The organism is Desulfallas sp. Bu1-1 (assembly GCF_015594625.1).
Lineage (GTDB): Bacteria > Bacillota > Desulfotomaculia > Desulfotomaculales > Desulfallaceae > JADNRQ01.
This window is the reverse complement of sequence record NZ_JADNRQ010000004.1, coordinates 35,794-62,400: the sequence shown is the minus strand read 5'-3', so window position 1 is coordinate 62,400 and position 26,607 is coordinate 35,794. Positions and strand designations below refer to the sequence as shown.

General features: G+C 46.7%; 26 protein-coding genes and 1 tRNA gene. 4 read left to right on the top strand and 23 right to left on the bottom strand.

The features are described from left to right. Positions 1 to 779: 779 nt before the first annotated feature. The 5 genes from IT084_RS05855 to IT084_RS05835 all read right to left on the bottom strand — a co-directional run bounded on the left by IT084_RS05855 (position 780) and on the right by IT084_RS05835 (position 6,839). Complete coding sequence (locus IT084_RS05855) at positions 780 to 1,262, bottom strand: hypothetical protein (protein ID WP_195711920.1); 483 nt, start codon at positions 1,260 to 1,262, stop codon at positions 780 to 782. Then, on the bottom strand, positions 1,255 to 1,926 hold the full coding sequence (locus IT084_RS05850; RefSeq protein WP_195711919.1) for a nitroreductase family protein: 672 nt from the start codon (positions 1,924 to 1,926) through the stop codon (positions 1,255 to 1,257). Before IT084_RS05850 ends, IT084_RS05855 begins: the two co-directional genes overlap by 8 nt. Before the next feature lie 461 nt (positions 1,927 to 2,387). Then, the gene (locus tag IT084_RS05845) at positions 2,388 to 3,920 is read right to left on the bottom strand and encodes a sodium:solute symporter (RefSeq protein ID WP_195711918.1); all 1,533 of its coding nucleotides are present in this window, start codon (positions 3,918 to 3,920) and stop codon (positions 2,388 to 2,390) included. A gap of 27 nt (positions 3,921 to 3,947) precedes the next feature. Beyond that, the gene (locus IT084_RS05840; RefSeq protein ID WP_195711917.1) at positions 3,948 to 4,133 is read right to left on the bottom strand and encodes a hypothetical protein; all 186 of its coding nucleotides are present in this window, start codon (positions 4,131 to 4,133) and stop codon (positions 3,948 to 3,950) included. A 576-nt stretch (positions 4,134 to 4,709) separates the two neighbouring features. After that, the gene (locus IT084_RS05835) at positions 4,710 to 6,839 is read right to left on the bottom strand and encodes a sigma-54-dependent Fis family transcriptional regulator (protein WP_195711916.1); all 2,130 of its coding nucleotides are present in this window, start codon (positions 6,837 to 6,839) and stop codon (positions 4,710 to 4,712) included. Between the two features lie 979 nt (positions 6,840 to 7,818). On the opposite strand from IT084_RS05835, the gene IT084_RS05830 reads away from it, so the two are divergent. Both IT084_RS05830 and IT084_RS05825 read left to right on the top strand, forming a co-directional pair. Then, on the top strand, positions 7,819 to 8,958 hold the full coding sequence (locus tag IT084_RS05830) for a sensor histidine kinase (RefSeq protein ID WP_313885431.1): 1,140 nt from the start codon (positions 7,819 to 7,821) through the stop codon (positions 8,956 to 8,958). Positions 8,959 to 9,001: 43 nt separating this feature from the next. Continuing rightward, on the top strand, positions 9,002 to 9,652 hold the full coding sequence (locus tag IT084_RS05825) for a response regulator transcription factor (protein ID WP_195711914.1): 651 nt from the start codon (positions 9,002 to 9,004) through the stop codon (positions 9,650 to 9,652). A gap of 102 nt (positions 9,653 to 9,754) precedes the next feature. Here IT084_RS05825 and IT084_RS05820 read toward each other — a convergent pair whose 3' ends face one another. The 16 genes from IT084_RS05820 to IT084_RS05745 all read right to left on the bottom strand — a co-directional run bounded on the left by IT084_RS05820 (position 9,755) and on the right by IT084_RS05745 (position 23,864). After that, complete coding sequence (locus IT084_RS05820; RefSeq protein ID WP_195711913.1) at positions 9,755 to 11,401, bottom strand: methyl-accepting chemotaxis protein; 1,647 nt, start codon at positions 11,399 to 11,401, stop codon at positions 9,755 to 9,757. Then, on the bottom strand, positions 11,398 to 11,763 hold the full coding sequence (locus tag IT084_RS05815; protein ID WP_195711912.1) for a DUF192 domain-containing protein: 366 nt from the start codon (positions 11,761 to 11,763) through the stop codon (positions 11,398 to 11,400). The genes IT084_RS05820 and IT084_RS05815 overlap by 4 nt, the downstream gene beginning before the upstream one ends. A 25-nt stretch (positions 11,764 to 11,788) precedes the next feature. Continuing rightward, positions 11,789 to 12,706 carry a type II secretion system F family protein gene (locus tag IT084_RS05810; RefSeq protein WP_195711911.1) on the bottom strand — a complete coding sequence of 306 codons (918 nt, stop codon included), beginning with the start codon at positions 12,704 to 12,706 and terminating at the stop codon, positions 11,789 to 11,791. A gap of 13 nt (positions 12,707 to 12,719) precedes the next feature. After that, entirely contained in the window at positions 12,720 to 13,679 is a 960-nt protein-coding gene (locus IT084_RS05805; protein ID WP_207744449.1) for a type II secretion system F family protein, read from the bottom strand. A 22-nt stretch (positions 13,680 to 13,701) separates the two neighbouring features. After that, positions 13,702 to 15,039: a CpaF family protein gene (locus IT084_RS05800; RefSeq protein ID WP_313885430.1), complete on the bottom strand. Its 1,338-nt coding sequence runs from the start codon at positions 15,037 to 15,039 to the stop codon at positions 13,702 to 13,704. Between the two features lie 8 nt (positions 15,040 to 15,047). Then, a complete protein-coding gene (locus IT084_RS05795; protein ID WP_195711909.1) occupies positions 15,048 to 16,283 on the bottom strand; it encodes a CpaE family protein in 1,236 nt (411 codons plus the stop codon). A 15-nt stretch (positions 16,284 to 16,298) separates the two neighbouring features. After that, positions 16,299 to 16,997 (bottom strand): Flp pilus assembly protein CpaB, encoded by a 699-nt coding sequence (gene cpaB / locus IT084_RS05790; protein WP_195711908.1) that lies wholly within the window; start codon positions 16,995 to 16,997, stop codon positions 16,299 to 16,301. A gap of 39 nt (positions 16,998 to 17,036) precedes the next feature. Beyond that, a complete protein-coding gene (locus IT084_RS05785) occupies positions 17,037 to 18,110 on the bottom strand; it encodes a pilus assembly protein TadG-related protein (protein WP_195711907.1) in 1,074 nt (357 codons plus the stop codon). Between the two features lie 68 nt (positions 18,111 to 18,178). After that, positions 18,179 to 18,577 (bottom strand): TadE/TadG family type IV pilus assembly protein, encoded by a 399-nt coding sequence (locus IT084_RS05780; RefSeq protein WP_195711906.1) that lies wholly within the window; start codon positions 18,575 to 18,577, stop codon positions 18,179 to 18,181. Positions 18,578 to 18,581: 4 nt separating this feature from the next. Further along, a complete protein-coding gene (locus tag IT084_RS05775) occupies positions 18,582 to 19,121 on the bottom strand; it encodes a prepilin peptidase (protein WP_195711905.1) in 540 nt (179 codons plus the stop codon). 263 nt (positions 19,122 to 19,384) lie between these two features. Then, positions 19,385 to 19,546, bottom strand: coding sequence for a Flp family type IVb pilin (locus IT084_RS05770; RefSeq protein ID WP_243276788.1), 162 nt, complete (start codon positions 19,544 to 19,546; stop codon positions 19,385 to 19,387). A 175-nt stretch (positions 19,547 to 19,721) separates the two neighbouring features. Then, positions 19,722 to 20,813 (bottom strand): redox-regulated ATPase YchF, encoded by a 1,092-nt coding sequence (gene ychF, locus IT084_RS05765; protein WP_195711903.1) that lies wholly within the window; start codon positions 20,811 to 20,813, stop codon positions 19,722 to 19,724. A gap of 73 nt (positions 20,814 to 20,886) precedes the next feature. Next, the gene (locus IT084_RS05760; RefSeq protein ID WP_313885429.1) at positions 20,887 to 21,714 is read right to left on the bottom strand and encodes a carbon-nitrogen hydrolase family protein; all 828 of its coding nucleotides are present in this window, start codon (positions 21,712 to 21,714) and stop codon (positions 20,887 to 20,889) included. Positions 21,715 to 21,773: 59 nt separating this feature from the next. After that, on the bottom strand, positions 21,774 to 21,995 hold the full coding sequence (locus tag IT084_RS05755; RefSeq protein WP_195711902.1) for a NifU family protein: 222 nt from the start codon (positions 21,993 to 21,995) through the stop codon (positions 21,774 to 21,776). A 173-nt stretch (positions 21,996 to 22,168) separates the two neighbouring features. Then, positions 22,169 to 23,254 (bottom strand): zf-HC2 domain-containing protein, encoded by a 1,086-nt coding sequence (locus tag IT084_RS05750; RefSeq protein ID WP_195711901.1) that lies wholly within the window; start codon positions 23,252 to 23,254, stop codon positions 22,169 to 22,171. Beyond that, positions 23,241 to 23,864: an RNA polymerase sigma factor gene (locus tag IT084_RS05745; RefSeq protein WP_195711900.1), complete on the bottom strand. Its 624-nt coding sequence runs from the start codon at positions 23,862 to 23,864 to the stop codon at positions 23,241 to 23,243. The genes IT084_RS05750 and IT084_RS05745 overlap by 14 nt, the downstream gene beginning before the upstream one ends. Positions 23,865 to 24,046: 182 nt before the next feature. Here IT084_RS05745 and IT084_RS05740 point away from each other — a divergent pair. Then, positions 24,047 to 24,132 (top strand) — tRNA-Leu (locus IT084_RS05740). A gap of 112 nt (positions 24,133 to 24,244) precedes the next feature. On the opposite strand, the gene IT084_RS05735 is transcribed toward IT084_RS05740, so the two are convergent. After that, complete coding sequence (locus IT084_RS05735; RefSeq protein WP_195711899.1) at positions 24,245 to 24,745, bottom strand: hypothetical protein; 501 nt, start codon at positions 24,743 to 24,745, stop codon at positions 24,245 to 24,247. Between the two features lie 200 nt (positions 24,746 to 24,945). Next, on the bottom strand, positions 24,946 to 25,461 hold the full coding sequence (locus IT084_RS05730; protein WP_195711898.1) for a hypothetical protein: 516 nt from the start codon (positions 25,459 to 25,461) through the stop codon (positions 24,946 to 24,948). A gap of 135 nt (positions 25,462 to 25,596) precedes the next feature. On the opposite strand from IT084_RS05730, the gene IT084_RS05725 reads away from it, so the two are divergent. Beyond that, positions 25,597 to 26,445: a DegV family protein gene (locus tag IT084_RS05725; RefSeq protein ID WP_279327829.1), complete on the top strand. Its 849-nt coding sequence runs from the start codon at positions 25,597 to 25,599 to the stop codon at positions 26,443 to 26,445. Positions 26,446 to 26,607: the final 162 nt, after the last annotated feature.

The following is a 26,607-nucleotide window of genomic DNA, read 5'->3' as shown; positions in this document are numbered from 1 at the left end:
CCCTAAATCCTCTAAATGCTATTCTATTTATTTGACCATCCACCAGCCCCCTGAGTTATACGCTCTCCCATGTCTATATCCCCTGCAGTAGCTGGCCCCTTTCACTATAATTTCTTCCTAAAAGAATGAATTTTTGAAATTATTCGCCTGCTATCCCAGGTAAATTGTTAACTATAAACATTCCTTCTGGCCATTTATACTTGGCAACTACGTAAGCTTCCAAATATTTTTAATATTCGCTACGGATGACTGTTCCGCAGAAATCAATACCATAGTGACCTCAACTTTTTTAGCCTTTGCAACCAAAAACTCTTTGAGGTCCTGTCCTAAAGTGAATTTAAAATCCAAGGTTTTTAAATCAGAATATACGCCAGTATCTCTCTATAATAAAATCTTATTTTTTGCTCCTTATATTTTGTACAGTGCAAAAACCATACCAAATCTACTGTGCAATAACAAAAAGAACGTTTATTACAGGTTCCACTGTAACAAACGTGTTTGATCGTAGTGGTTTAGTAGTAAGGGACTTGAGTGTTTTAATCCCTATAAACAGGTTTTCGAAAAATGTTTTTCATGAACGAATGTCCAATGCAATCCGGATTGCCGTACATATGTCCTGTTTTTCATACACCAACCTATAGTTTTTTTCTAGCAAGTTCGCAAACAAAGGCCATAGGGCCTTTGCAAGCCCGCTGAATGTCAACATATTCATCGTCCTTAACCGTTGTAACCGCATCTTCCAATGTTATTAATTTATTTTGTATTTTCATTTTAGCTTCCTAATCATTAGGCCTGAATATGACAATACAAAGTTTGCAAACCTCACCATTAATAATCTTTATATCAGCTAATTCTGTTGTTAACCCCTGGGTCTGTTCAATTAAATACATAATAAGATTAGCACATGGACATGCGAGCGGTTCTTCTACTCCATTTTCCAACAACTTACTTTCCATACCAAGGTGAAGGCATCCATGAATTTCAACATCAAGAACCTCAGAAAAGTCTTGTCTTTGGTTATAAGACATGCTTAGTATAATACCATGACCTTCCAAGTATGTTTTAACATTTTGCATAGCCGTCAAACAATTTTCAGACTTATGTATAAAGCTGTTTTCATTTAATTTAATATATCTATCTATTCCAATAAGAGTGGTCCTATACCGGGCGCCCCTACCCCTCTCGTCCCAAAAACTTTTAAGAGTATCTGCTAATATATCATTTAAATAATTAATTTGCTTTTGAAGAAAAGTATTATTCACAACCCTCACCGCCAATAAAGTATTTTATACCGTATTTTTCCTTATAAACCATTTGTTCTAGCGGTTTTCTAGGCCTTGGTTTGTGTTTTGTTCTTGGCTTACCAAAAGCTATTATACTAATAACTTTATACTCATTTGGAATTTCAAAAAAGTTCTTTAACATTACCTCGTCTCTTATATCCAAAGTAGACGCATTTACCCAACACCCACCCAAACCCATAGCATGTGCCATAATAAGCATATTCTCTATAGCTGCAGAACAATCATAAGGTGTATTCAAAACATTTTTTAAGCCGATTACAATAATTAAAACCGGTGCCTCGGCTACAAAAGCGGATACATCACCTGAAGTAAGTTTCTTAAATACTCTTTTTCGTTTTTGTATGTCAGTTAGGCTTTCGAAACGCTCCTGCATTTTCCTGGTGACATATTCGCCTGTAAAGTGTCTCCCACTACCCCTTTTACATAATTGACCTAAAATTTTTTTATTTTCCTCGGATTTCACAATTATAAAAGACCATGGTTGGGCGTTTTCCCCTGATGGCGCTCTCCTTCCAGCCTCAAGAATTGCAATTATCTCCTCTTCCGTAATCATTTCAGGTAAGTACCTGCGAACACTAACCCTCGTATTAATAACATCTGCAACTACCTTTCCTATGTCCAAATCCTACAACCTCCTATCTCATATTTTGCAATAAAGCTTTAAATAGCTCTTACTAACTGCCTTTTTTAAAGCAGGGTAGGCCCTGGCACAATGACCTTAGGTACGGTCTATCAGTTTCACCCCGTTTCCTCTGGGAATACCTCACTAGCATAACCATAACCAGAATGCCAGACCGATCAGACCCCTAAAATCACATGGTTTCATAGATTTTCATCCAAAATAGTGTTACGTAGTTAAAACTTTCCATAATAGACCGGTAGCCTTGACAGCCCTAAGTGCTGTGGTGTCGTTTAATTACCGACGGACGGCTCCAAAAACATATAAAAGATTATCCGCCTCGTCGGTGATATATTGCACCACAGCTCTTTTAACGGGCTGTCAAGGCTACCCTGCGGTGCCTGGTACCTAACCCGGGGTTACCTCAGGGGCTCACCAAAAACATGTTCAAACTTTTATAATATTTATACACTGGCTTGACTTTTACCAGTTACTGCATGTGCGTACTCATTTGCTTTATCTGTAACATGTTTAAAATACTGTGGTATATACTGAGCATGGTACCTTTGCTGTGAATCCGTTGGAACCTTCTTGGTAAGCGGACTTATCACAAATAAGAGGATCATTGTAATGAACCATCCAGCTACCGCTCCATGCAAGCCAAAAGGAGCAGGTACTTTTCCTAGAACAAATATGGCAGCAAAAATTGTACCTACAATAGCTGATATTATTGATGCTGCTGGGGTTATCCAAGCTAATTTTGGGAAGCATGGGGGTGCAATAAAGCACCAAAACAGTATACCAGCTAAAAACGCAGATATCCCTACGAGAGATACAATTGAGTCAGGTTGCAGAGCAGCTGCAAATGCACAAATGCCCCCCACTACTAAAACAAATATTCTACTAAACTTTACTTCTTCTTCTTTTGTTATAGCTTGCTTTCTAAATCTCTCGTAAAAATCTTTATAGAATATATTACTAGTTGCTATTAAAGCCGAATTTGAAGTGCTAAGACTAGCAGCGGCAACGGCTACTCCGTACAGTACCCCTAAAATTGGGAATGTTTGAAATATTGCAGTTGCTGGTACCATATCCAATTTTACGTCCATTGCCGGGTAAATAACAAGCAGCATCAAACCCACCATGGGCATTAAGAACCAGCAAACTAAGTTAGTAAGACCAATACCAATACCGACACCTCTACGACATTCTCTTTCCGATTTGGGAGTGATAGCCCTGGTAAAAAACATAGGCAAGCCCATGTAACACATACCCCAAGCAAAAGCGTAAGTTATAGCATATACTGGTTTCCATGTACCAAGCGCCCCTGGGAATGTTATATGCTCCGGCATATTAAGCAAGACACCGGGAAACCCAGCGTGTATTGCTAGTGGCGTGAATAAAGCGAAAGTACCTATAGCTACAGTGAAAAAAATGCCACATTGTAATGCATCGGTCCAAATTACCGCTCTTAATCCTCCAATATACGTATATAATACAACGATAAACAAGGCAATAATAACGCCAATTGTAACTGGTATTCCAGAGAGTATATTAAATAATAATCCTACTGCCATTAGCTGTGCAACAATATAACCAATTTGAGCCAGTACTGAAATAATTCCTATAATATATGTTTGTGCATCTTTAAATTTAAAATAATCTCGCGCCAGATCACCAATGGTTTGAATTGGAACCTGTCTACTAAAAAACCACACCCTGGGCGTATAGAAAACCCACCATAAAGTATATATAGTTGACCAAATCCAACCCAACCAAAGAAAAGATAATCCGTGACCATAGATATATCCTATTGCCCCCATCATTGTAAATGAGCTGGATATAGTGGCAAAAGTAGTTAAACCTTGCAGGGTTAGATTAACTCCTTTTCCAGCCAAGTAATAATCTGTGCTATCCGCAAATCCCCTTCTATGAGAAATATAGCCTAACAGAACGTTAGCAGCAAGAAAAACTGCCATAGCTATTGCAAAACTCACTTTTATCCCACCTTTCTAGTTAATTTTTTACTTTTTAAAACAAAAATACATAGCTATACCAAAAGACAGTAAAATACAAGGAATGTTCCATACCAGAATTTCCGGACAGCTATTCGGGAAAGTACCACTTGGAAGTGCAACAGGGATAAAGCATAAACCGATTGCAATCGCAGCTATCAAAACTAATACCAAATTGCGACCCCGAACCTCCATTTTATTTCACCTCCTTTATGCTAATTTTTAAAGTGCCGGAGAATTTGAATCACCCTCTGTGCCCAGGAAATATCCTATGGTCTATTGTGAAACCGAGAAGAAAAACCTGACCAACAAATTCCGCTGTCCTAAGACCTGTGGTCAACAGGTGCAATGCATAATCATACCAAACCCGGTAGTTTATTAGTCCCAGGTCACCGGATGTTACTAGGTTTTTGATAATACTGGTGGTCTGCCACTAAGGTTCTTTAAATCCTTCCTTTAAGTCTCCTAAATCTGAAATCATTAATTTTTCTGAAAATATTAATTAACCTGTAAACGGTATTTAATCTAAACAATAGAATAAATCTGAATAATCAATAACTTTGCCGACAGTCCCATATACAAATAGGCAATATCATCCAATAGTATCGTGGTTTCGGTTTTATTACACGCAAAAATGGTGCCAAATAAAAAATCCGCCCAATGAGCGGAAATTAATTAAAAAATATATACCTCCTGTTTATATGTCCGAAACACACAACACTTTATGTCTGTTCAATCGGACACTTGTATGGTTTAGCGTAATATACTTTTTTATTCTAAGCCATATTTTCTTAATTTTTCATATAGCGTTGAACGGCTAATCCCCAGATTTCGGGCAGCAAGGGCTTTATTACCGGAAGCTGATGCTAGAGCCTCTATAATAACTTGTTTTTCGGTCTCAACCAAAGCAGTTCGGTAATCTTTGGAACAATTATCCTTTTTAACATTTCCAGTAGTTATGACGGGTGATTCCATATTAGATTCCGTTAATAATAACATCGAAAAATCGTCTTTGTCCAACCATTGTCTTTCCTTTGAAACGAGATTCATTACTCTTTCAATTACATTTTCCAATTCCCGAACATTGCCTGGCCAAGTATATTCATTAAGTAATTCTAAAGCTGGGATTGTCAAACCATAAATATTTCGACCCATAATACTATTAAATTTTTGAATAAAATAATCTACCAAGAGAGAAATATCAGATCTTCTTGACCTTAACGGAGGAATAGTAAACGTAACCACATTAAGCCGGTAATATAAATCCTTTCGAAAACTGCCTTGTTGCACCAAGTCAATTAAATTTTTGTTAGTAGCTGCAATAATTCTAACATCAACTGACCTGGTCCTGGTTGCTCCCACCCGCTCTACCTCACGGTCCTGAATTATTCGCAATAATTTACTTTGTAGATTTAAAGGCATATCTCCGATTTCATCAAGAAAGATTGTCCCGCCATTCGCCAGTTCAAATTTTCCCGGTTTGCCTTGACGTCCAGCACCTGTGAATGCGCCCGGCTCATACCCAAAAAGCTCTGATTCGGCCAACTCGAAAGGAATGGCTGCGCAATTTACTTTTATAAAAGGTTTCCTAGCCCTTGGACTAGCGTTATGTATAGCCTGGGCGAAAAGTTCTTTACCGGTGCCGCTTTCGCCCAGGATTAAAATATTAGAAATACCCTTAGCTACTTGTCTACATTCCGCTTTTAATTTTAGTAGGTCCTCATCTCGCGTGATAATACTATCAAAATTGTATCTAGTACCGTTTAAATGATGTAACTGGTTTTTATAATAATCGAGCTGACTCTTAAGGTCGTCAAGCTGAAAGATTACTTCCCGTAATTGATCCAGTTGACTAACAGTTATTTTTATAATACTGCCTTGAACTTTATCACCATACTTCATTGGCACAACTGATACTATCGCGGGACGACCAGCAACATAGCAGGCTTCTACTTTATTCAAATCCCGGGTAAGGCGGGTAATTGACTGATCTTCCACCACAGAAGAAATCGGTTTATATAAGAGTTCCCCTGAAGACTTGCCTATCAAATCGGAGAATGCCTTGTTGGCTAATGTAATAACTCCATTTTGATCTAATACAACAATACCATCATAAGCTAGATCAAGTATTGTTTGCAGAGTGGTTTGTAATTGTTTTGTACTATTAAGTTCCTTAGACATTTTTTCAACTTCAGTCATATCATGAATAATAAAAATTACACTCTCAATCTTGTTTTGGTTAAACACAGGGACAGCACTCACAATGACACTATGTTTTCCAAACTCTGCTTGTCTTGGCAATATTTTTTCACCATTTAAAATTGATTGCCATCCATCCAAGATGTTTAAAGGAACTAATTTAAAAATATTTTGACCAACTACTTCCGCTCCTTGAAAATCGATTATTCTTTTAGCCACCGTGTTACAAAAAGTTATGTAACCATCAGGATCTGTAGATATTATCCCAATTGATATATTTTCCATAACACTGTTTAATTGAGCATGTAAAATTTCAATGCGATTTATTAAAACAGTTACAGCATTGATGTATGTAATAACGCCAATAGGCCTATCATTATTATCAATCACCGGTGTTTCACTAACAGAAGAAGTGCGCAACCATTTAAGCATTTGATGCAAAGAATCAAAATGCTTATCCATCCGAAAATATATAACATTCTGTTGGTAGATACAGTCTTTAATTTTATGTTCCAGATTTTTCCCCATTAACAGGCTGTCATAAAGGTTTGATCGCGTAAAAATACCTATTAACTGATTATGTTCATTTACTATTGGAATACCATTTAATTTAGCCCTTCTAAAAATATTAATTGCATCTTTTAATGTATCATTAAGCTTAAGATAAATATGTATTTGTTGCATAATTTCCTTTGCGTTCATACTATCACTCCTACAAACAAGTTACCCAAAACACCAGATGACAAAACTGCCGTAAATACGGATATATTGCATCGGAAATATTATATTTATATTTATTTTCCGGTTCACAGTAATTCTACGCGGGCGTTTTAGATGTGTCCCGGCGTTGCAGACCTCCGCCTGAGGCCAGGAACCTATTTGCACTATTACCTGGATGCTACGCTCAGGTAGCGGGGCACCAGAGCAGAGGAGTGCTATAATAAGGTTTTCTACACATCTCCCCGGAAAGAATAACAACCCATGATGACCTGTGGAAAGCTGCAGCTATGAATATACTCTTCACTTTATTGCCAGTTTAGTATCTCAACAATGTTACCTTCAGGGTCTCTCATATAGAGAACTGTTAAAGCCATTCACCTTTAAGATCCCGCTCCGGATACACTGGCTCATACCCCAATACATTAACATAGAATTGAGCGAGTTTTTCCCAATCGTTGGCTATAATGTTTGTATGTGCAAATTTTATATTCATTATTATTTATCCTCCAATCTAAAGGCGTTTATCCTAATTGCTTTTTTTATATGAAAATATCCTTTTTTATTAATATTGCAAAAATAGCTTAATTTTTGTCAAGTCTAAAAAGATGTTTAAGATGTTTAAAACCAGCAAATATACCAATTAAATTTTATCATTGCAAGAAAACTCCTTATAATAGAGATATGGTCAGGCCCTATCAAAATAGCGATTAGGCTGGGCTAGCCTATCTTATGGTATTCCTTGCTATCCTTGCCTGTTTCTACGCTTAATGGCCCAGGAGCAGTAGATAACCTTGGTCTAGGCTATGTTTACCAGGTTTGATGTCAAGCATGTATATATCCACCAGTCCCTCCAGCAGCCTGGCACAAGAACGGCATCATATAGGAATCTTTTTAGACAATATATGCAGGATCGACCGGGCATTACAGCGAATAATTTACCTCACCCGGCTTTATTTGGCAGGTGAAATTCTTGTTTGACCCGTCTGTTCTGGATAAAATTATTAGCGAAACAGTTACTTACATTGAAAAATCCCAGGAACAAATTTACGACATTGCTGAAAACGCGCGTAAAGAGTACGCCTATGTCAATAACGAGCTGGAAGAGGTGAAAAAATCAGTCGCCCAATTAATTGACCGGGTGGACAAGCTGAATATACGGGAAAAACGGGCCCGCTACCGCCTGATGGAAGTCAGCCGGGATTTCACCTGTTATTCGGAAGAAGACATCAAAAAGGCCTACGATACGGCGCAAAAACTGCAATTGGAATTAGCGGCCCTGCGAGGCCAGGAACAACTACTCAGATACAAGCGCGACAACCTGGAGCGCAACCTGCGGCGCCTGCGGGATATGCTGGAAAAAGCGGAAAACATGATGTCACACCTGGGCGTGGTGTTAAAGTACCTGACCAAGCACATGGCCAACCTGTCCACCAGGATCGAGGAATTGATGCAAATCCAGCAACTGGGCATTAATATCATCAAGGCCCAGGAGGAAGAACGCAAGCGGGTGGCCAGGGAAATCCACGACGGCCCCGCCCAGCTGCTGGCCAACATCGTCATGCGCGCCGAGTACATATTAAAACTGATGGACGTTGATCCGCAAAACGTCAGAAAGGAACTGGTGGCGTTACAGGAACTGGTGCGGCAAAGCCTGCAGGACGTGCGTAAAATCATTTTCGACCTTAGACCCATGGTGCTGGACGACCTGGGACTGGTACCCGCCCTGAACCGCTACATTGAAGATTACAGGAAACAACATCAAATCAACGCGGAATTCATCTTTTTCGGCAAGCAGGAGCGACTGTCGCCGGCCACCGAGGTGGCCCTGTTCCGGGTGGTGCAGGAGGCGTTGAATAACGTACACAAGCACGCCCGCGCCAAACAAGTACTGGTTAAAATGGAACAGCTCAACAACAAGATTACAATTATGATTAAGGACGACGGCAAGGGATTCGATCCGAACTTGGTGGAACAGAGTATCAATCGTGAATGCTACGGCCTGATCAACATGCGTGAAAGGGTGCAAATTTTAAGGGGCGAATTTAAAATTTCCAGCACGCCGGGCAAAGGAACATCAATTACCGTCACCGTACCGGTATAAACATGCATATTCGATGACGTTATGATTGAAAGGAGGTTTAATTATGAAACAGACAACAATAATGATCGTCGACGACCACGCTTTGGTCAGGGAAGGAATTACCAAAATATTATCCCTTGAACAGCGTTTCCAAGTGGTAGCTGAAGCAAGCACCGGAAGGCAGGCCATCGAACTTTGCCGCAGCCGGAGGCCGGACATCGTGCTGCTGGACATCAACCTGCCCGACATCAACGGAATTGAAGTGTGCAAAACCATTAAATCGGATTTTCCCTCCACCGGAATCATCGCCCTGACCATCCACGACCAGGATGAATACATCATTGAAATGATTCGCAATGGGATTTCCGCCTACCTGCTCAAGGATGTCAGCCCCGACCAGTTAATTAATACCATATTACAAGTTGCCGAAGGAAAATCCTTTATTTCCCCCTCCCTGACGGCCAAGATTTTCAGCCAGATCAATAAACTGTCCACCAGGCCGGTGGAAAGCAGGCCCCGGGGATTGACTGAAAGGGAAATCGAGGTACTGGGGTTGGTGGCAAAAGGCAACTCCAATAAATCAATTGCCAGGAAGCTGTTCATCAGCGAAAAAACAGTTAAAAACCATTTAACAAATATTTTTCAAAAGCTTGAAGTATCAGACCGGACCCAGGCAGCTCTACTGGCCATCAAAGAAAAAATCGTGGAAATCTAAAACCCCTTCCGTCTCGAAGGGGTTGATGTTGCAAAAGCCAGGACCTTTGTCACATGTCGATGGGAGATTGTGCCCAGGAACAAAGTCCCGTAAAGTCCCGTATCAGGTTTTAAACTGTAGACATAAATTGTTCAAAGTATTTGATACCCTCAATATTTTGCGCATGGAGGATTCCAGTTCCCCCAGCAATTCGGCCTGTTTTTCGCTTGCCTCTCCCGTGCCGGCAAACGCCCTCAACGACTTGTCCAACTCGCCCGCCAGATAGCTTAGAGTTTCCGTTAATTCTTCCCCCAGCTTTTTGTTTTCCGCCAGGTGGGACATCACCCTTTCAATGGCATCCCTGTCTTCGGCCAGTTTCCCGGCTATTTCCCGCCAGAGTTCACCGGCCTTCCTGATCCCCTGTTCGCCTTGACGTACTACGTCGAGATTTCTTTCTACGGCTTCCTCCAGGCGGATGATGTCCTCACCCGCCCGCCGCAACATGCCGGTTATCTCGCCCGTCCGCTCCAAGCCCTCGTCGGCCAGCTTTTGTAGTTCCTCCAGCTTCTCCGTCATGCCACCCCCGCCAATCTTCGCCACTTCGACGGCGATGCCGAAATTGAAAGTTCTGCTCCGGTCCAGGTAACCGGTATACAGGCCGGCCGCTCGCTCCACACCGGCAAGTGTTTCCCTGTAAACCGCAAGGGCCTTTTTCATTTCCTCCAGGGACCGGTAAATGTCGCCAACATCCCGGCCCACGCCGTCAATTAATTCAGCTGGTTCCTCGCTGCCGGATACTGTAGCGGCAATTTCACCCGCCGACTGCTGTAAATACAGACCTGTTTGTTCCACCCGCTCGACCAGGCCGCCGGCCAGGTCGTTGCACCCCTGGATCAGGGCGATATGTTCCCGTGTCTTGCCGGTGTGATGTTCCATCGATTCGGCAAGTTTCCTTGCCGTTTTAACGGAGGAACCGACATTCCTGTTCAGGGCCTGGCACGACCGTACCAGTTCTCCGGTATAAAAGGTTATGGAATGGAACAGGTTGGCAAGGTACCCGGTCATCATGTTAAAAGACATGGCCAGGTTACCCAGTTCATCCCGGTGATGGATTCTGGCCTTTCTGGAGAAATCACCGGTGGCAATGGTTTCAGTGGCCGATACCAAATCCGCGATGGGCTGCTTGAGTATGCGCCTGCTGATCACTATGGCCAGGAAAATGCCGGCGATAACCGCGGCAATGGCGAAGGAACCCAGGTACACCATCATTTGTCCGACCTGCTCCCGCAACCGCCCGTCACCGGTGTCAACTGTCAAATAACCCACCGGCCTGCCGTCTCCGCTTTTTATTACCCCGGTAAAGTCAAAAGCCGGTTCGCCGCCCGGGCCACCGGATAAATAATTCACCGTAAAATCCGATTTCAAGGATCGGATGTTATCCAGTGTTGTCCCCAGCCGGCCGGCGTCCGTACCGGCAATAATCCTACCCGTAGTGTCCGCCACAAGAATATTTTTGAATTCATTTTCTGCCCGGAGCGTTGCAACAAGCTGGTTTAATTGACCCGGATCGCCTGACTCAAGCGGCCCGGCCAAGCGATAAGCCAGCGCCCGGGTCAAATACCGCCCTTTGGCCACCGCCTCTCCTTCAACCATTGCCTTCAACTGGTACAGAGTTACTATACCAACCGTCACCATTAAAAAAGTGATCAACAAACCCAGGCTCAAGGCGATCTTTGATGTTATGGACAACCGCCCCTGTCCGATTTTCATGTCCAAACCTCCCGGTTAACCAGATTTAGCCGGTCATTCAGCAAAGTGCCCGTTGCGGCTATAGTACCCGGGGGCAACTCTATAACCGCCCGGGCTTGTTTGACAAAAGGGCTGACTCGATAAGGGTGGAGAAATTCAATCGTTTTTAGAACCCTGTATTGATCGTCGATAAATAGCACATCGATGGGAAAACGCATGAAAAACGTATGTACCTGCTTGCAGGGAAGTATCAGCAGCGCCGCTCCCGCCGGAAACGCCCGCCGGTCCCGGCCCAACAAGCCCCGCAAGCGTTTTAGGAAAGTTTCGGCCCGGTAAACGTTGTGGGCTATAACCGTACGCCTGGATTCATTAATCAACACCATGCCGGCAATTTTCCACCTCCGGTCGTTAGTGGATAAATGACCGGTAGACCTGAATGGCGCCGGGCCCGAGAATAACGATAAATATGGCCGGGAAGATCATGAACACCAGCGGAAAAAGCATTTTCACGGGGGCTTTCATCGCCTTTTCCTCGGCGTTCTGGCGCCGGCGCAACCGCACCTGATCGGCTTGCCTCCTGAGCACATTGCCGATGCTGATCCCCAGTTGCTCGCCCAGGATCACTGCGCTGACGAAATTGTCCAGATCCTTGACTCCGAATCTCTCCGCCAGATCCTTCAGGGCCTCGCGCCTGGGCTTGCCCATCTTGATTTCATGCATCATCCTTTTAAGTTCATGCGCCAAAACACCCTTCGTCTTTTCAATCACCTTGTACACCGCGCCGTCGAAGCCCAGGCCCGCTTCCACGCTGACCGTCAACAGGTCCATCACCTGCGGCAGCGTTGCTTCAACTTCCGCGTTTCTGCGCCTGATTCGGGCCTGCAGGTAATACTCCGGCAGTATTAATCCCGTACAAACTCCACACAGCAAAATGACGGCGATATGCAACAACCCCACGCCCAGCAAGCCGGAAACAAACAAAGAGCCAAGCCCCGATAACAGTGCCAGCATGTACTTAACCGCCAGCGCTTCCACCGGTTTGAGCCGCTCGATCAACCCGGCCTGGACCAATTTCTTTGCCATGGCCGACTCTTTTTCGGAGGGCAGCGCCCTGGCAAGCGCCACGGTCATTTTCATAACCAGCGGCCTGATCACCCGCTCGGCAAAGGGAGCGCTTAATTCTTTTTCCCGGATGGATATCGCGGGTGAACCCACAACCTGGTCCACCCGCCTGGCCAGCATAATCCGTTCGCCGAAAATTAATATGTACCCCGACAGGAAAACAAAAACACCGGTCAAAAACACCGTCAACATCAGGTATAACATGACCATCCCCCGTTTAATATTTGATATCCACCATGCGCCTGATGATTAAAAATCCGGTAGTCTGCATCAAAAAGGCGATGCCCACCATCACCAGGCCCACCCGGGTGGTAAATAACAGGGAAATGTACTCGGGGCTCATCAAATACATCACCAGAGCCAGGGCCGTGGGCAACAGCCCCACGATCAATCCCGAGACGCGCCCCTGGGCGGTGAGGGTTTTGATTTCACCCTTGATGCGAATCCGTTCCCTGATGGTATGGGCAATTTTGTCCAGCACCTCGGCCAGGTTGCCCCCGACCTGCCGCTGAATCAGCACCGCCGTGACCACCATATCCAAATCGTCGCTGCCCACCCGCTCCGCCATGTTCAGCAGGGCCTGGTCGGTGGGCGTGCCCAGGCTGATCTCCTGGAAGGCCCGCCCAAACTCCCGGGCGATGGGATCGGGCATTTCCTTGCGCACCAGGCTCATGGCCTGCATGAAGCTGAAGCCCGAACGCAGCGCGTTGGCGATAATCAATAAAGCATCCCCGATCTGGCTGTTCAATTGCACCAGGCGCTTGTGCCGGGCCTGCATAATGAACAGGTACGGCAGGGGCAACAAAATCACCACCGCAATGGAAAAATACAACAGGTTGCCTGTAATAAACAATATGGCGAAACCGGCCGTACCGATCCCCAGCACGGAAAAAGCCAGGAATTCCTCGCTGCGCAAAGGCAGGTCCGCCCTGGTCAGTTCCCTGCCGATCCACCTGTTGACCGGGGTGGCGCTGACCACGTTTTGCAGCGCCCGGTACAGGCGGCCGGCGAATTGGTTTGCGCCGGCGGCGCCGGCTGCGGCGTCGTTCCTCCCGTCCTTTCTTAAGATCCTGGATATGCGCCGGGCAAATTCAAGTTGTTCCGCTATCGCGGGCTGGTAAAACCCCAAAACCAGCAGGATTACGCTGATAAAAACCAGCCCTGTGATATAAGTCATGGACACCACCAGCACCTCCCGTCTACCAGTAACCGCCGTCGCCGTTGAACAGGTCGTGGCGCAGCTCGATTCCGTACGCCTCAAATTGCTCAATAAACCGGGGCTTGATTCCCGTGGCCTCGAACCGGCCCATCACCCTGCCGTTCGCATCGATGCCCGTTTGCCTGAACACAAAAAGGTCCTGCAGGGTGATCACATCCCCCTCCATACCCTGCACCTCGGTGATATGGGTTATCTTCCGCGTGCCGTCCCGCATCCGGCCCTGGTGAATAATCAGGTCAATGGCCGAAGCAATCTGTTCCCTGATTGCCCGCACCGGAATTTCCATGCCCGCCATCAAAACCATGGTTTCCAGGCGGGACAACATGTCCCGGGGCGAGTTGGCGTGGCCGGTGGTTAAGGACCCGTCGTGCCCGGTGTTCATGGCCTGCAGCATGTCCAGCGCTTCACCGCTGCGCACCTCGCCCACCACGATCCGGTCCGGACGCATCCGCAGGCAGTTGCGCACCAGGTCCCGAATGGTAACGGCGCCTTTTCCCTCGATGTTCGGGGGGCGGCTTTCCAGAGTGATCAGGTGCCGTTTTCTTAGCTGCAGTTCGGCGGAATCCTCAATGGTAATAATCCGCTCGTTGTCGGGAATAAAAGAGGACAACACGTTCAGCATGGTCGTTTTCCCGCTGCCCGTACCCCCGGAAACCACGATATTCAACCGCGCTTTCACGCATGCTTCAAGGAACTCCGCCATTTCCGCAGTCATTGTGCCCAATTTGATTAAATCCTCAACCGTAAGGGGATCCTTGAAAAATTTTCTGATCGTAATGGAGGGGCCGGTCAGGGACAGCGGCGGGATGATCACGTTCACCCGCGAACCGTCGGGCAGCCTGGCATCGACCATGGGCGAGCTTTCGTCAACGCGGCGACCGATGGGCGCCACTATTTTTTCAATAATGTTCAGTACATGATCGTTGTCCCTGAATTTTATATCCGTCAACTCCAGGTTGCCCTTGCGTTCGATAAAAACCATATCAGGGCCGTTAACCATAACTTCCGATATACCCGGGTCGTTCAACAGCGGAGTGATCGGGCCATAGCCAATGGCATCATTGATGATTTCTTCCACCAACCGCTCCTTTTCCAGCCTGGACATGCCGTTTTGAACGGCCAGTTCCTGCAGCACGAGCTTTTCAATGTTGGCCGCCACCTCGTCCATGCCAGCGCCGGCCGGCTGGCTCCCCGAAAGCTCGCTGATCACTTTTTTGTGCAGTTCGGCGCGCAATTCTTTATAGGGGTCCCGTTCCGGGGCTGCCTGTTGGGCTACAACGCTTTCCATGTTTTTCTGCAATCGTTCCAACAGGGACACGGTTTAGATCACCTCGAAAAGCTGAAAATCTTTTTGATGGGATTGATTGAAGCGGCCCGGGCGGGGGTTTTTTCCACCACCTTGTTTTCCATCACGCTCAATTTTCGGGCCAGTTCCAGCACGCTTTCGGCCACCCGGCTGTTTTTGTGCCCGAGCACGAAGGGTTGTCCTTTGTTCACCGATTGCAAAACCGTTCTGTCGTCGGTGGGAATCACCGCGGTCATGGGTAAGCCGAGGCTCTTCTCCAGCTCTTTTACGCTGATGCCGTCGGGCCGCAGCTGGTTTAAGAGCAGGGCTATTTTATCACTGTAATGCAGGGCGTTAAGCACCTCCACTGTAGACCGCACGTGTTTTAACGTGGGGAGGTCCTGAGCCACCAGCAACAGGATCTGGTCGGCCAATTCCAGCACGTTCAGGTTGATTTCGCTGTAGGAGGGCGCGGTATCAACGATGACAAAGTCAAAGACGCTCTTTAAATGACCAATGATCCCGGCCACATGATCCGGGGTGACCAGTTCCGCCTGTTCCGGGCTATTGGGGGCAAACAGCACCTTGATCCCGGAAAAATGGGCGGCCAGAAAGGTATCCGTAACCGCAACATCATGGTCAAGATCTTCCTGGACCAGTTCGGATATGGTATGAACGCCGGCCATGTTCAATATTACCGACACGTCGCCGCCCTGCAGATCCAAATCCACCAGCACCACGTTTTTATTCGTTTCCCCGGCCAGGGCGATGGCCAGGTTGCAGGCCAGTGTGGTTTTGCCCACTCCACCCTTGGTGCTGAAAAGAGTAATAATTTTGCCCGCCGGGCCGGTGTTTGAACCGGCTGCTTTTTCCTCCTGACCCACCAGGCGCAGCGACCTTTTGCGGGAAAAGGCGTTGGCCCGGCGAATCGTTTCGGCCAGTTCGGTGCTGGTAAAAGGTTTGACCAGGTAATCCCTGGCGCCGGCGGCCATGGCCTTTTTCAGATATTCCTGTTCACCCTGGATGGATATGATGATAATCGACGCCTCCGGCACCTGCACCGAGATTATCTCCGAAGCGGCAATACCGTCCATGCCGGGCAGGTTGATATCCATCAACACCACATCGGGTTTGATTTGCTGGGCCAGTTCCACCGCCTCTTCTCCGGTTGCCGCCTCCCCGACCACCTCCATGTCTTCCTCGAAGTACAAAAACCGCTTGATGTCTTCCCTGGTGTTTTTTACGTCATCCACGATTAATACTCTTATCCGTTGCACCGGACGCCCCCCTTTTTATCTCACCAGTTCCTGCTTCCGGCTGGAAGGAATGTTAACCAACCCTTTATCGGCTGGTGAACGCAGCATAAGCCTGATGCTGCCCTTTTCCGAAGCCAGCACCAGCTGCTGGGCCTGCTGTGGAGCCGCCAACAAGGTCAATGTGCTTGCCGCTCCTTTCTGGTCCCCGGTCGTTTCTTCGCCGGTTTTTTGATCCGTGGCCAAAACCTTAATATTCTGCAGAATTAAAGTCGTCGCTTCTTCCAGAGTAACCAGCACGTCGACATAATCCCCCGGCCTGACCAGCCCGGCCACGCCGGAAACCTCGTCCACCGCCACCGTCACCGCCCTTTGCCCCTGGGGAATGACGAAGGCCAACCCTTCCGACGGGTCATCCCGGCCCGCGATCTTGCTCCGGAGAATCTGTTCTCCGGGGTAAATGGCCGTTTTGGTCAATTGGCCAGTTATTTCCTTGGGGTCTACCACAGCGTCATCATTAATATACTTTGATGGAATTTCCCGCATGGCGAACATCTGCGGCGTGATCTGCGTTTTAGGCGGTATGTGCTGCGCGGCCACGGCCACCGGAACAAATTTACCCTGTTCCACGTAAGCAGCCTTGACACCGTTAAGATACTGCATAACTCCGTAAGCGGCCGCCGCCCCGAAAACTATGGCCAGAAGCAATATTAGATTGAGCTGTTTTTTTATTTTCATAATGAAGTCTCCTTGTGCTGTTGTTTTTCTCAATCACTCTTATTTAGACAAATAAACTACATAAGTTCCATACTCGCTGATGGTGGAACTGGTAGGGTCGGGATCGCCCTCAATCGAACCCTCCAAAAACCAACCTTTTATGCTGCTCGATTCAATATTCCCATGTTCATCAAGATCTTCTGAATAATCAATAAGTAAAAATTTAGCAAAACCAACCGTTCTCACGTTTATAACGTGATTGCCCTTCTCCTCGCCTTTCTCATACACGGGAACAATAATCACCCTGGGACAATTATTCTCGTATCTCGAAATAGAGCATTTTGGAGAATGGGTACATTGGTTCAATCTTGCTTCAACAGCAGCTTTGACGGGGCCGTTTCTGTTCCCTTGGATAGTTGCGATCAGATCGCCCTTGCTGATTTCCTTGTTATATCCGTTAATAAAATCTTCTCTCCACTCATCGGACCCGTGACCGTTTCTTTCTTCTTCATCTATGTCCCTGCTGCTGCCCTGGCCTGTAGAACCTGGGTCCAAAAGGCCGCAGTTGCCCGAGCCTAAAAAACTCCGCCATCCCCCTTGGTTGCCGTCCTGGGCGGGAAGTTTCAAAACACATTCTTTGCCGAAACCAAAATCGGGTTGATCAAAGGTCTCTGCAGGAATACCAACCGGAACAACACCTGTAACTGATGTTGCGGGATCGACCCTGGCGGTGGCGGCGGCGCTAACCGTGGATTCGCTGATACCTAACACGGTTGCTAAAAAATGCTTCACCTGCGTGTTCCCTCTCACCGTAATCTCCCTGTGGTCTTCAGATACCGATATATCCAACTCCACTTTTTTAGTGTCGCTAAACGCAACCGCCATTGCCTTACCTAAATGGCCCGCGGTAACAATTTCCCACTCATTCTCTCTGATATATTCTTCAGCCGCCGCTATGGCATAGTCTTTCACATTGGCTTCTGCAAATTTCTCACCCATTATATTGGCGCCGGCAAGCGCCGCAGCATCTACTGAATTACTCAGCTTTTGCCTGGTTAACAACAAGTTGCCGATGTCCACAACCAGCGAACAAAAGCCCACTATGGCGACAAAAGCAACGGCAATAATAATCATGACCGCACCCTGGCGGTTCAATAGCATTTTTCTACACCGCATAATTGTCAAATCGAGCATCACTTCCTTTAACTCTCAATGCGCATCGTTGTCTTTGATTTGAGCACGACCGGATCCGGCAAAATTGCGCTAAGAACGGGTGTAAACGGGTGCACTTTGTATGTTACCTGGACTTGCATTCTCCTCAACACCGAATCGGAATTAACATCAACAGTGATTTCAGATTGATCAAGAGCAGCGCACATGTCCTTTACTTTCTGCTTTAAATCCTCTTCGTCGGTATATTCTCCAACAATGCCGATCCTGGCCCCATCCCGGGAAGCATTGGTAATCACCAGATATGAATGGAAGATGCTACCAAATTCAAAAATGGCCATCAACAGCAGGATAACTAAAGGAAGAATAAGGGCAAATTCCACCAACGCTTGCCCGCGAGTATCCCTACTAAGTTTTGTCAAAGCCCGCACCTAATCACCCCCGGAAAAAAGCCCAGACGACCCCTATGCCAATGGCCAGGGCATAGGGAAAACTTTCGCCTTCCACCGCCGAATCCAGTGTTTTAAAGCTTACAGAAATAGGAATATGTAAAACTTTGTTTAAAAATAGAAAATAAATTTTTTTCAGAGTAATCATCAGCCTACCCTGTTTCACCAGCATTAATATCGCAAAGATACCACCGGTTATTGCTCCGGCTAAAAATGTTGTAAGTACAAATTCCGGGCCTTTGAACGCCCCGATGGTTCCAAGCAGCTTGACGTCACCGGCGCCGATACCGCCCCGGGCGAAAGGTATCAATAACAGTGCAATACCCAGGAGCAAGCCTTGCAAACTATAAAAACAGCCCCCCAACCCGCCAGTGATATAGCTGAAAACAAATGCCGCAACCACGGCTGGAATTAGAACGGCGTTGTAGATTTTTTGGGAACGCAGGTCAGTGTAACAGCAAACCAGCAAAGTTACCATTAGTAAAATATCCACACCTGTAATTATAGAGTTTGATAAACCATCCATCCGGTACCAACCTCTCCGATAAGGTGACCCTACTTAAGACATGCTCAAGTAGGGTCACATGAAGAATAAAACCGCCTCAATGCTACATTTGGTTATTCAAATTCGAATAAAATGACTTTACTTTGGTGCCTATGCCTTGGAGCACGAAAACACAAGCAATTGAGATGAAAAAAAGGATTAGAACATATTCCGTCAAACTCTGGCCCCGCTCGTCAAGTAAAAAGCACCTAAAAAATGCATTAGTACTCATTTCCGACTTAAAGTTAATTAAGTTGACTGTCTACTGCTTGGAATTTGGTAAGTAGTTTTTGACCGATTGTAGCAAGAACACCAATAACCACCACAGATACCAACGCTAAAATCAACCCGTATTCCACCATTCCCTGGCCACTTTCTTCCCTCCACAGCTTGGCCAACAAATTCATATAACTCACCTCCATGTTTTTTTATAATTTTACTTTTTTTTTAGAAATTTAAAATGCGTCGACAGTCTCAAATCTACAAATAATACCGTCCGATCATCTTGGGACCATCTTCCCGGTTAAAACAGGGACAAAAAAACCGGCACAAGGCCGGTGCTACAGCACTAAGCATATAATTTTACACGTTAAACCGGATATTTAAAATATCCCCATCTTTAATAATATAATCCTTACCCTCCAGGCGCGCCAGACCCTTTTCCTTCACCCGGCTCATGCTGCCCAGTTGTTGCAGGTCGTCATAGGCAACAACTTCGGCCCGGATGAACCCGCGTTCCAGGTCGGAGTGGATTTTGCCGGCGGCGCTTTTGGCGTTCGTTCCTTCGGAAATGGTCCAGGCTTTCACCTCGTCTTCACCCACGGTGAAAAATGAAATCAGCCCCAGGGTGTCGTAAGCCGCCCGGGCCAGCCTGTCGATGCCCGGTTCTTTGAGCCCCAAGTCCTCCATGAACTCCCGCCGGTCATCTTCATCCAGCCGGCTGATTTCCATTTCAATCTGGCCGCTTACTTCCAACAGGATGATTCCCTTTTGATCTGCATACTCCCGCACTTTCTCCATCCCCGGGTAACTTCCGGCGCGCAGCTGGTCCTCGCCGGTGTTGATTACCAGGATCATGGGCTTGTCCGTCAAGAAACTGTAATTTACCAGCAGCGCCCTTTCAGCATCAGTTAACTCCATGTTATGCACAGTAACCTCGTTTTCCAGCGCTTCCAGGCATTTGCGCAAAACCGCCAGTTCCCCGGCCTGTTCCTTCTTGATCTTTTTCCCCGTCTCGATGCGCTGAATTCTTTTTTCCACCAGGTCCATGTCTGCCAGCAGCAACTCCAGGTTAATGGTTTCAATATCCCGCATGGGATCGATATTTCCATCGACATGGGGCACGTCCCGGTTATTGAAGGCCCTGACCACGTGGACAAGCAGGTCGGCGTTGCGGATGCCGTCCAGAAAACGGTTGCCCACCCCCTTGCCCTCGCTGGCCCCGCGCACGAGGCCCGGCACGTCGCTGAACTGGATCTGGGCATAGGTGGTTTTCCGGGGCTTATATACCCGGGAAAGAAAATCCACCCGGGGGTCGGGCACGGTAGCCATACCCACGTTGATTTCCGTTTTCCCCGTTAAATAGTTGGACGTCTCCAACCCCGAGCTGGTTACCAGGTTAAAAAGTGTCGTTTTACCCACCATCGGCAGGCCGATGATACCAGAAGTAAGCACGTTATTCACCTCAAAAGAGATTTTATTCTTTAAAAGTAAAAAAAGCAACCTGGATTACATTTTTAAAGAAGCTTTACTTCCGCTTTATTTCATAAAGGTCGGTCCGCCGTTGGGAGAGCAGGGGCAGCCGGCCGCGCACATCCTTGATTTTTTCCGGATCTATTTCAGCCATGATAATTTCCTCGCCGGTACCCGCCTCGGCCACCACCTCGCCCCAGGGATCGACGATCATGGAATGACCATAGGCCACATATTTCGCACTTTCATCCCGGGCGGGGGAAGCCGCCGCAACATAAACCTGGTTATCCACCGCCCGTGCCCGCATGGACATCTCCCAGTGCGCCGGGCCGGTAATTATATTGAAGGCAGCCGGAATCACCAGCACATGGGCTCCCTCCAGAGCCAGCAAGCGGGCCAGTTCCGGAAAACGCACGTCAAAGCAGATGATTACACCAAGCTTGCACAGTCCAGCGTCTATCACATCCAGATTGTTCCCCGGCCCCAAAGTACTGGATTCCCTGATCCGCAAATTGGGTAGATCAACGTCAAAAAGGTGCACCTTCCGGTGCCGTCCCAACAAATCGCCCCGCGGCCCGAAAATAAAGGAGGTATTATAAACCTTATCCCCGTCCCGCTCCGGAATGGAACCGCCCACCAGCACGATACCCGCGTCGGCCGCCACCCGCGCCAGCATTTTAACCGTTTCGCCGTCCGGGTAAGATTCCGCATAAGCGGGAAAAAAATGTGTTTCATAGGGACAATTGAACATTTCCGGCAGCGCCACCACTTTGGCACCCCCGGCGGCAGCCTCCCGTACCATTTCCCCGGCACGCCGGATATTTGTCTCCTTATCTCTAGTTACGCTCATCTGGCAAACTGCCAGTCTAAATTTATCTTTCACTTGCAAGCCACCTTCCATAAAAACCATAAACCCCCGCCTGGGCAGGGGTTGTTATTAACTTACGCCTGTACTACTTCTTTAACCTCGGGCACAGCTTGCTTGAGCGACCGCTCAATCCCCATTTTCAGGGTATATGTGGACATCGGTCACCCGCCGCAGGCACCCTTTAACTTGACTTTCACCACGCCGTCAGGCGTTACATCCACAAGCTCAACATCACCGCCATCGCGTTGCAGGGCAGGACGTACTTTATCCAAAGCGGCTTGTACTTTTTCGCGCACTGTTCCAACCTCCCTTCTGCTTCTATTATAACAACAAGTGATTAACAATATGTCCGGGCTTAAACCGTAACTATTCCTATTTTAACTGTAATTTACCAGGATGACAAGGCCCCGGAAAAAACCGGGGGCACATAGATTCTAAATATAATAATTATAACGAAATTTAAACAAATTTACTTAATCGTGAGCTTGATAATGGCCATATCCTGTTCCCGAAGCTCATTTAGTTTATCTTGCCCCTGTTCAAATTCATTGTTCAAGTCCTTGTAATAAGGAATGTAATTGACTTCACCCAGTTGTTTTATCTCACCCAGGAAAAGTTCAACCCCGTCTGCGGGAATAAGAAACGTCCAAACCTGGTTCTGCCCCTGAGGTTCGGATTCAACATAGCCCCCGTGCCTGCCAGCCATCTCCACCACCAGTTGCGCTGCATCATCCCGGCCCGTTTTCAGTGTTACCTCGTATTCCCGCGCAACCAGCGGCCCGGCCTCAACCGGATCATATTGTTTTACCTTTTGTTGGATGCCTTCGCTATTCCCATCTTGATTCCCGTCCCGGTCATCCTGACCGGCTATTTCACCCGGTGCTCTCTCAGGAGCTTGCATAATGAATAACCGGGGTTCATCCCCCTCCGGGCTTTGATCTTGCTGTACATCGCCTGTTGGCCGGTTTTCAGGGTTTATAGCGATTTGCTTGGTTCGTTCCGCTACAGGTTCCGGATTGCCACCGGGTGAGGGTCCAAACTTCTTGGAGCCATTTTCAACCAAAAGATCCTTTTCCCCGGTTTTACCCTGCCCGGCGGTCAAAGCCGCCACCTCTTCACCGGCGTGGCGGTCCCGGTGTCCGCCCCGTTCAACCTGCTTTTGATTCTCCTGGAAAACTGGGTCCAGTATACCGCCATTATGTTTATCATACCAGAGAGCTGTAACACCAACGGTGAGAAATATCACCGCCGCCGCGGCCAATGGCCGGGACCACTTTTTCCAAACCGGCCCCTGCTTCCCGATGGATTGTTCGCTGTTAACAGCGGGAATAACGTTGAAATCCCGCAATCTTTGTCTCAGATTGGCGTGGAATTCGGGCGGCGGAACAACTTCCGGCAGTTCCCTAACCATCTCCACCGCCGCCTTCAGATCTTCATATTCCGTCCTGCACTCAGCGCAGGAAGCAATATGTTCTTCGACCTGTTCAACCAGGGAGGAATCAAGCATGCCATCAATATAGGCTGATAATTGTTCACGAAGCTCATGACAGCGCATTTTCCTTCCCCCCTTTTCCAATCTGACGACTATGCCGGGATAAAAGTTCCCCTTTCCTTTTCATCTTTTCTTTCAGCGCGTTCCTGGCCCGGCTGATGCGCGATTTTACCGTTCCCAGGGAACATTGCAACACTCCGGCTATTTCCTCGTAACTTAGCCCCTGAATTTCGCGCATCACCAGGATCAGCCTGTGGTCGTCGGTAAGTTCATTCAAGCAATCCTGCACCTGGCGCTGCACTTCGCGGCGCTGCACCGTTTCCTCGGGAGAATAATCGCTGTCGGCCACGGGCATGTTGGCGGGAGACGACGCAATCATCTCTTCCATGGACACATTGCACCGCCTTTGCCGCTTCCGGAGTTCATCCCGGCAGGCGTTGGCCGTGACCCGGTAAAGCCAGGTGGAAAAGGAAGAATCGCCACGAAACCCGCTTAGAGCCTGGTATAGGCGGATAAAAGTTTCCTGAGCCAAATCGCTGGCATCAGCGTGATTGCCCATAAAGCGATATGCCACGCTGTATACCTTACTCTCGTAACGGAGCACCAGCTCGTTAAACGCGTCCAGGTCGCCTTGTTTGCTTTTCTGGACCAGTACCTCATCCGAAAGCTGCAATTCAGCTCAACTCCCGTCAATAAAAAAGCCAGGGCACCAATAACACCCCGGCTTAAACTTCGACAAAATAAAACGCACTTCCTGCAATACATTGATCCAAAGAATGCCGTTGACAACTGGAATTCAACTATGTTAAAATCTGATATGCGGGTATAAACGCCTTCAAGATGATTCATAAATATGCCGAAGTGGCGGAACTGGCAGACGCACACGACTCAAAATCGTGCGGGTTTATCCCGTGAGGGTTCGACTCCCTCCTTCGGCACCAAAACCTACATAATAACAATGGTTTCATGGTTTTTGACCTTGAAACCATTTTTTTATCCACGGCAATCCGGCAAACCGCCATATCAATATTTAATAGTTTTAAATGTGCCAACTTAATAATTGACCAACTTTCTTTTTATCAAGCGAATGTCAATATCGTGTTGGCCTACCTTTTCCAAGAGATAGCTTTTTGTTTCCGTATCGCTTTCCTGCTTGTCTTTAATCCACTCTATCATTCCGCTAAGACTGTTCTCAATATTATCTATTTTGGCATCATGCTTTTTAATACTGCCTTCCAGGTAGTTAAGCATTTCATCGTTTCTTACAGCAATAGCTCTGGTTACTGAAACATTTTCTTCCAAACCCCGGAGAATCCGGTACATTTCGTCTTGTCCGCTTGCTAGATTTTCAACTTTTTCTTTTAAAATACCAACATCTTGTTTTAAAACACCTACATCTTGTTTCAATACGCCTATATCTTGTTTTAAACTGCTTACATCTTGCTTTAAATTGCCTACATCTTGTTTTAAGACACCCACATCTTGCTTTAAGTTGCCTACATCTTGTTTTATATCCTTAATCCCGCCTAATATTTGCTTTAATATTTCTTCCACAGGTAAAACCCTCCAGTTTTTAGTTAAAACCATTATACCATCCAACAACATGAAAACCAAGGACATGTTAGTTAAGCAATGTAATCCCAGGGTTTGTGATCAACGGCAAGCTCAAAGCAAGCGGAAGACTGCCGGTCAAATCGGAAATAATCCGGTGGTTAAAAGAGGAATTTAATCGCTGATTAAATTTAATAGAGCAGTTAAAAAAAGCTGCAAACCCTTGATAGCCCGGGGCATACAGCTTTTTTACCTGTCCGAGTGGCCAATCTTTGGGCATACGCTAGTAATCTGGATAAGTGGATTTTGTACGATGCCGATTCCAGTAACGGCCACGAAGCGGTCAGGACCAGCCCCATAAAAAACAAGGCCGTCACCAAGGCCACAATTCGCAACACCGGCGAGGTGCGCCGCGGCTCATCTTCATAATCGTCTACGGGCTCTTCATAGTTTTTTAGATACTCCAAATCATATTCTTCCGGGTAGTCTTTTTCATCTTCTTCGTATCCTTCCACCAGGTCGCCGTACTCTTCCTCGTTGTTCCAGGCGATATCGTCATCGTAATTCCCGTTCAACTCAACTTTCGATTTTTGAATCCCGGGTTCCCTTTGATCATGGAAACGCAAATCTTCAAAACTTCCATGCTTTTCCACCAATCCGGTTGTCCAGCATATATAACTTCCTTTCTTTTTTGCATTTCCCTGTATATATTTGTCCAAACCTTTATGCTCCCTTCATGCGGTTACAATTTAACAGGACTTTAGACCCGTAGAAAGCAGGACGAAAGAATCAAGGAAATTTTAATTGAGATAAATATTATAAAATTATTATATTTGATTGGGCAGGTGATTTAACTGACCAGGGTTAGAATAGTCACCGACAGCACCGCCGACTTGCCGGCCGATATTGTGGACCAGCTCGGCATATACGTGGTTCCGCTAAAAGTTATCTTTGGCACCGAGGAGTACCGGGACGGTGTCGATATCAAGACTAAACAATTCTACGAAAGATTATCGGCCGGAGAGTTGTCCATGTCCTCACCCCCGGCGCCGGTTGATTTTTTGAAAGTATACGAGAAGTCCATCGCCGCCAATGAAAGCATTATATCCATCCACATTTCTTCCCAGCTAAGCGCCACGTTGAATTCGGCCCGCACGGCCAAAGCCGTTTCCGGCTATGAAGATATAACGGTTATTGATTCCCTTTCGGCCAGTTCCGGGCTTGGACTAATGGTAATGGCGGCGGCGCGGGCAGCAAATGAAGGCAAGACCAAAGAGGAAATCATAAATTTGATCAAAAACGTCAGAGAAAAAATGAAGATATATTTCGTTGTTGATACACTGGAGTACCTGATCCGGGGAGGAAGAATCGGTAAAATTGAGGGTTTCGTGGGTTCATTATTTAACATCAAACCCATCCTGACCATCAAAGACGGTGTAATTCTACCGTTTGCCAAAATAATGGGCAAGTCCAGGGCCGTGGAAAAGCTGCTGGATATTATAGCCGAAGATGCCGGAAGGGCCGGTGAAAATTTTGTCTTCTCTCTAATCCATGGAGATGATAACGCGGCCCTGACCCACTTGGATCAAAAAATTAAAACAAGGTTGAACAAACATGAAAAAACCGTAAGCTCGGAGGTCGGCCCGGTAATCGGAACCCACGTCGGCCCCAGGGTGGTGGGCCTTGCCTATTATGCAATTTAGAGTCTAATTTTGGTTGATCAAAAGAGTTTATCAAAACAATAGTTTTTTTCCACTACAGTTTGCGGCGTTATTAGTGCCATAACCCGCAAACTATTTTCTTTTTTGGGCATGTTTTTAACCCTTAAAAAAGTAATTTTTTTACGTTTTGTAATTGATTTCACT